Here is a 6,238-nt window from a genome sequence, read left to right as displayed (position 1 = left end):
AGATGGTCGTGCTCAGCACGGGTGTTGAGGACCAAAAGGCGACGCCGGCGCTTGTGGCCAGGTGCTTCAATCAGAACTTCATTGCGCACCTTGGCAATGTCGATCGCTACCAGCACCGCGGCGGCGGGTGTAGAATCTGAAGTGGTCATGGTCGGTCTCTCCGGAATGGGTTGTGACATTCACATTCTAGAGAAACTTTGACTGGCCATGGCCGCCTCGATGTGCGCGCCTGCAGCGAAAAGCTGCGCGCACCGCTGTCTCAGCTGCCGCCGCTCCTTCATTCCGTAGGTGCTACGGCAGCGAGTTCTGAGCCGACCAGGTTCGTGTCGAATGGCACTACATCGCGCCTGGCAAGCCGATGCGTAATGCCTTGACCGAGAGCTTCAACGGCCGCCTGCGCGACGAACTGTTGAACGAGACGCTGTTCACCTCACTCGCACAGCCTCGCGCGTCCCTGGCCCTGTGGCGCGCCGAGCCGCTACCTCCGGAGAATGCGCTGAAACATAATCGTTTCTATTGTTCCCGGGCAAGCACCGATACTACGGCATCGGGTGGTTGACGGATCCGACGATCAGCGATCGATCCCTGCCATCAGCCAGTCGGGGTAGCGATTGCCGGAAACCGTTCCTGTCGCGAGCGTCTCGTCGAGCGTCTGCATGTCAGTGGCAGTCAGTTGGACAGTGTCGGCGCCGACATTCTCCTCCAGATAGGCGCGTCGCTTAGTACCTGGGATCGGGACGATGTCGTCACCCTTGTGGAGCAACCAGGCGAGCGCTATCTGCGCCGGCCTTGCGCCCTTGGCTTCAGCTATGTCGAACGCGGCCTGAGCCGCCTTCACGTTGCTGTCGTAGTTCGAGGCCCGATACCGTTCATCGATCCGGCGGGTATCGCCTTCAGGATATTCCTCGGCGCGTTTGACGCCACCGGCGAGGAAGCCGCGGCCCAACGGGCAGAAAGGCACCAACCCGATGCCCAGCTCACGAAGCACCGGGATCACGTCACCCTCAAGGTTGCGCTCCCACAGCGAGTACTCGCTCTGCAGCGCCGAGACTGGGTGCACCGCATGCGCCCGGCGCAGCATGGCACCGCCCACTTCCGACAGGCCGAAGAAACGCACCTTGCCCTCGCGCACCAACTCCGCGACCGTACCCGCGACATCCTCAATCGGCACCTCGCGATCGATGCGGTGCTGATACAGCAGATCAATATGGTCGCTTTGGAGCCGTCGCAGGGATCCTTCCACCGCGCGGCGGATCGATTCGGGTCGGCTATCGGTTTCGGCGCCGAGCTGGCGGCCGTTCTTGAAGCGAAACCCGAACTTAGTGGCGATCACCACCTTGTCCCGCCGACCACGAAAAGCGCGGCCGAGCAGTTCCTCATTCGTGTACGGACCATAGGCTTCCGCGGTATCGAAGAAATCGCAGCCGAGCTCGATCGACCGGTGCAGCGCGGCGATCGACTCCTCCTCATCCGCCGGCCCGTAGTACTGGCTCATACCCATGCAACCGAGCCCGATCGCGCCGACCCGCAGGCCTCGCTTACCCAGTCGCCGCTTGCTCAATGTCATGGATTCAACCTTCTGAAAACGTGTGGAGGTAAAGATATGAACTGCGGGCCGTACGGTGAATGCTTGAAAATCCGAAAAGCTTGCGCGAGAGTGCGAGAATGACCAACGATCCGTTTTCCGACATTCTTAAGCTGACGGGGCGGAAACGCTAGTGACGCGCGGCTTAACCGCAGGCTACCTTGGGTGATCCGCTTACCAGTCCCGAAGACGATCAAGTTCTTCGCCGTGATGAGAGAAAGCTTTGCTGGGTCATTCTCGAGGGCGAGGAGCCGCTCTTGTTCGCGACCGGCGATGTGGGGCTGCTGTCGGCGCCGCTATCGTTCGTATTGACCAGCCACCCCGGGGTTGATCCGGTCGATGCAATGACGCTGTTTCTCCGGCGCGGGTAGGACAACCACCTAGATCGGTGACGGCTGCTTCCTCCTTGCAGACGATGTGGAGAACCTGCTTTCGACAGCGAGTTAGCACCTTTAACATTTGGTTTCATGAGAATCGCCTAACTCTGTATCAGCTCGCCTCAGTGTACCCCACTCACCCGAGACTACTTACCGCCCACTAGCAGCTCAAATAGCGGTGCCAACGTGGGCTGCTTATCAAGATCGCGGATGAAGTCACCGATCAACCCGAGTTGTTTCGCGGAGAACGGCAATATCGAAATTTCGCTGCAATCCCTAAGTTTCCGCATGCCATCGATGAGCGAAGCCGGGTTTTCCGGATGTCCGAACGGCTTGTCCACACGAATAAAGTGCTTTGATCCGCTCTTTAGACTTACTTTAACTGTTGTCGGAGAATTCCCATACTGGCCGTGAGTGCGTTCGATCTCTGGATCAACTTCGGCCTTGGTAACGGCCATAATCCGACGCACGGCCGGATCCGCCAGCGCTTCGGTACGGAAATCGTCAATTGCGACTCTGCCGTATTGCGCTGCGACAGCGATGGCGTAAGGCAGGCTGTAACGCGCTACAACCGGGTCCTTTGGGTTCCACTTTTGGTCGCGCGGCTGAACCACAAGACTCTCAGCGCGATGATTCAACCCGAGCTCAATTGAAACAATATCCTCGCCCACGAAGTTGTGCTTCCCGCGCAATTGCAGCAGCCCGTCGATCCCGAAATGATTACACTTGCAGGACGGCCAGGGTTTGAAGCCTATGGAAGCGTTCACATAATCGTAGCCCAGTTTGTCCATAAGCATATCGAGGTCGAACTCAGGTTCGAAGGCCTTGTAGAAACCATACTTCCCGAAGAACGGCTCCTGCGGGCCGTTGAAGCCCACCATAGCTGATAGGGCCGACTCAATTCCCGAGCGGGCCCGCAATCCCTGCTGCAGCGCTACAGTGTGGGCACCTTCCTCATACATCTGGTATTCGCCGGCGGCGTGGGCATAAGCGATTCCGAACGCATTCCGGGTTTTCTCTTCGTCAAGCCGTAGCAACTTGGTACTAACCGCGGTCGCGCCCCAGACAGAGACCATATTGTCGCGGCCCGTACTTGAAGAATATGTAGTAACGCTACGCGCGAGACGCACGTGCAGATCGATAGCTGTTGCGACCGCGGTCAGCAATTCTCTTCCGGTGATAGAAGGGTCCCGTTCGGCCAGTGCCAGGGCCGGCGGGACATCATATGAGCTTGCGTGACAACCGTTGATATAAATCTCATACGTCTCATCAAAATCAAGGGCTCTGGCCGTAGTCGCATTAACAAGGGCTGCCAAGCTGGAAGGAAGCTTCTCTCCGGAAACCCAAACGGTGCATTCTGGGTTGCCACCCGACAACGCGCCCAAGTTGCGAGAGAAGTGCGCAATAGGATCATTCGATCCGCCGATCGCGCACGCAATAGTGTCCAGGATTGAGAGCTTCGCACGTTCTATTGCTTTCTCAGGTATCGTCTCCAACCCGGAACTAAGAACGTGCCTAATGATTTGCGTCGTTACATCCATTGCCATACCTCCAAATGAAACATCGGGCTGCCGATATCTAGAACATAGTCCCCTCGGGGACCGCAGATTGTTCTGTTTCGCCAAGGGCCGGAGATGGTATGATCGACCAATCGATCAAGGCAGCGGCATGCTGAAGTATCAGCTCGGCCCCAGCACGGGATGGGAGGCGATGACATATCCGAGACAGTCTCGGTAATCGCCTTTCCTGACGATCGGTGTCTTGGGTTCAACATGCAATGTGCTTCCCGTCCAACAGATAGGTTGTCTGTTGGGATAACTCATCTACATTGCGGCACAATCGGACACCGCTGTTGCCGCTGCCGACGGCTGGTTTAAGAACTACAGGCAGGCCGATCTCCGCGGCACAGCTTTCTACGTCTGTCGCATTCGCTGCCAAGCGATAAGCGGCCATTGGAATGCCGGCTTCCGCGAGGAGTTGACGTTGAGTGAACTTATCGCAGCATCGTTCAATCGATGCGGGGTTCGGTCCTGGTAGATCGAAGTATCGGCTGAGCTCGCCAACTGTCGCATAGGCTGACTCGTCAAGGTCCGTAAAGCCAGTGATACCAGCAATGTCACAGGTCGCACGAAGCCGGGAACATTCGCGGATCAGTGCATCGAGATTGTCCGTGTCGACACGGATTGCCTCTATGTCTTCCGCCGCGAGATAGTCGTACCGAGCTGGATCGGCGGACAGGGTAATTGGATGAACGCCAAGACGCTGGGCCGCTTTCACGTATAGCAGACCAATACTCCTACGGCCTTCAACCAGGATGAGCGCTCTTCCTGCCATTGGCGTCGACCTCCGTTGTGTGCCGTGCGGCGGCCAGAGCGTGTGCCGTGCGGCGGCCAGAGCGTAACCAGGCGCTGGCTTATATTCGTCCCTGACCTCAGACTTGCCGGACAATACCATTGTCGGCGAGCCTCAATTGCGAAAGTTCTGTAAAGTTATTTGAAGTATCTTATTGCAATAATTTGTTTGACAGAGTTGTCCGGCCGACGATTGGCCCTACCTCCGCCGGGGACCTCAAGGCCAGCTCGATCGAATATGCGGGCCGGTTTCCGAAGGTGGAGATCTGGATGGTTGAAGGACGCGCTCGCGCCTGTTTTCAGGGCTCGCAGGCGGTCTCGACGACAAATGGTTCATGAGCGGTGATCTGGTTCCCAGAGGGCAAGCGATGGCTTTGCGGACCGGGCGCGTCATGGTTCGCTTCGTCCTGTGTTCCACGAACGCTCTCGGCGGCGCTTTGCGGCGGCCGAGGCGTTGGCGGCTAGGTGCGGTGGGATCGCTGCGGTGGCGCGGGCCACGGGCATCGCCCCCGTCCAAAGGGCCGGCGGCCAGCTGAAGAGCTAAACGGATTCGAGGCTGATTGGGATCTTCCGCATATCTGGTGCTGGGGCGGCGTTCCCTTGGTTGCCCCGTCTGTTTCTACGGTTGTTAGGCGGCTGCCAGCAGCCTGTTTCTCAGCAGCGGATACCCGGAGCGCCCATACATCTGGCGCTTGATGGTCTTGAGTCGGTTGATCTGTCCCTCGACCGGACTGGTGCTCCAGGGCTGGGTGATTGCGGCCCGAACAGCCGCAATGTCACGGCCGATGCCTGCTGCAAGAGAAGCCAGTTCGCTGTCGTGGCGTCCTCGATCCATTGCTCGAGGCCGGCATCATCGTCGCCGCGTATCAGTGCAGCGAAACGTCGAGCCAAGTCACCCGCCTTCAAGAGCTCCGGCGCGCAGTCATAGAGATGGCCCAAGAATTGCTCGGTCTGCTCATCGAGCAAAGTCGGGTCTTCGCTCAACAGCCATGCACAGTTTCGGCGCGACGGCGGTCGCCATCGCGCATTTGACGGAGCGGTCGATGAGCACTGCTGGCGGGCGGAGGTCCACCTGTAGACGGTCGCCCTGCTGCCTGCAAAGCCGGGGCACTTGATTTCGCTCCAGTTGCGTTGGCCTTCCCGCCAGCGTCCTTCGAGATACTCCTGGAAAGGATCCATGAGAACCGAGCGCGCGGGCGGCTGCGCGTCTGGCCGGCTAAATTCGGTCGTTTCTCTCATTGATTTTGTGTCGATTTTGCTTCCGTAAGCGTCAAGGCAGCGACCCGCATCCCGCGCCGAGGCCGCGCTTCGCATCCAGCGCCTGCAGCTGCAGATCGATCGCTTCAACCGCAAGGCCTTCGGCCGCTCCTCCGAGAAGCTCGGCCAGGTGCAGCTCGAACTCGAAGATCTCGAGACCGATTTCGCCTCCAGCGTGCCCGATCTCGAAAAGACTGGATGTGCCCGCTCATGGGGTTGCGGCGCGACGTCGTGGCCAAAGGCTCTGCAGCCGATCACGCAGTGTTTGCCAGCATCGCCAGGATCCACAACCGGATCAACGAGACGCTCTTCGACAGACCGCAGGATTATGCGCCCCGATTCGCTACCAAGCCCAGCGGCGGCATCGACCCGCGGCCGTGGTGCCAGGGGTTCTACGCGGCCATCAATCTCAACATCAAAAAATGGAGATCGCTACTCGACCTCAACAACCCCAATCACGGCCTGCTGCTGCCGATTCTGATCTACTGCGTCCACAAAAAGGGCAGGCCCGTCCTCGGCAAACCCAGGCCGGGGCCCGAGACCGCGCGCTTCATCGAGCACGAGGCGTACAAAGACATCGCCCTCGTCATCCCCGCCCTGCGCGAACTCCACTACGTCACCCGTTATGACGATCCGAAGTGATCCGCACTGGCGCGCCGACTAACGAG

At 58.9% G+C, this 6,238-nt stretch carries 5 protein-coding genes and 4 pseudogenes; 4 read left to right on the top strand and 5 right to left on the bottom strand.

What is annotated here, in order from left to right:
* Positions 1-149: pseudogene (locus AC0ZT5_RS29895) on the bottom strand (IS110 family transposase); the annotation flags it as partial.
* Positions 150-316: 167 nt separating this feature from the next.
* Here AC0ZT5_RS29895 and AC0ZT5_RS29890 point away from each other — a divergent pair.
* Positions 317-475: pseudogene (locus AC0ZT5_RS29890) on the top strand (integrase core domain-containing protein); the annotation flags it as partial.
* 96 nt (positions 476-571) lie between these two features.
* On the opposite strand, the gene AC0ZT5_RS29885 reads toward AC0ZT5_RS29890, so the two are convergent.
* Complete coding sequence (locus AC0ZT5_RS29885) at positions 572-1,567, bottom strand: aldo/keto reductase (RefSeq protein ID WP_488499361.1); 996 nt, start codon at positions 1,565-1,567, stop codon at positions 572-574.
* 179 nt (positions 1,568-1,746) lie between these two features.
* Here AC0ZT5_RS29885 and AC0ZT5_RS29880 point away from each other — a divergent pair, with 179 nt between their 5' ends.
* The gene (locus AC0ZT5_RS29880) at positions 1,747-1,956 is read left to right on the top strand and encodes a hypothetical protein (RefSeq protein ID WP_488499360.1); all 210 of its coding nucleotides are present in this window, start codon (positions 1,747-1,749) and stop codon (positions 1,954-1,956) included.
* 152 nt (positions 1,957-2,108) lie between these two features.
* On the opposite strand, the gene AC0ZT5_RS29875 is transcribed toward AC0ZT5_RS29880, so the two are convergent.
* The 3 genes and pseudogenes from AC0ZT5_RS29875 to AC0ZT5_RS29865 all read right to left on the bottom strand — a co-directional run bounded on the left by AC0ZT5_RS29875 (position 2,109) and on the right by AC0ZT5_RS29865 (position 5,148).
* Complete coding sequence (locus tag AC0ZT5_RS29875) at positions 2,109-3,503, bottom strand: MmgE/PrpD family protein (RefSeq protein ID WP_488499359.1); 1,395 nt, start codon at positions 3,501-3,503, stop codon at positions 2,109-2,111.
* A gap of 235 nt (positions 3,504-3,738) precedes the next feature.
* A pseudogene (locus AC0ZT5_RS29870) lies at positions 3,739-4,296 on the bottom strand (ATP-grasp domain-containing protein); the annotation flags it as partial.
* Between the two features lie 645 nt (positions 4,297-4,941).
* Entirely contained in the window at positions 4,942-5,148 is a 207-nt protein-coding gene (locus AC0ZT5_RS29865; protein WP_488499358.1) for a hypothetical protein, read from the bottom strand.
* A gap of 477 nt (positions 5,149-5,625) precedes the next feature.
* Here AC0ZT5_RS29865 and AC0ZT5_RS29860 point away from each other — a divergent pair.
* Together AC0ZT5_RS29860 and AC0ZT5_RS29855 are read left to right on the top strand one after the other, a co-directional pair.
* Positions 5,626-5,796, top strand: a pseudogene (locus tag AC0ZT5_RS29860) (transposase domain-containing protein); the annotation flags it as partial.
* Positions 5,769-6,212, top strand: coding sequence for a UPF0149 family protein (locus AC0ZT5_RS29855; protein WP_488499357.1), 444 nt, complete (start codon positions 5,769-5,771; stop codon positions 6,210-6,212). The pseudogene AC0ZT5_RS29860 and the gene AC0ZT5_RS29855, both read left to right, overlap by 28 nt.
* The last annotated feature ends 26 nt before the right edge of the window (positions 6,213-6,238 follow it).

Source organism: Mesorhizobium sp. CNPSo 4670 (assembly GCF_057784235.1).
This window is presented reverse-complemented; position numbering and strand designations above follow the sequence as displayed.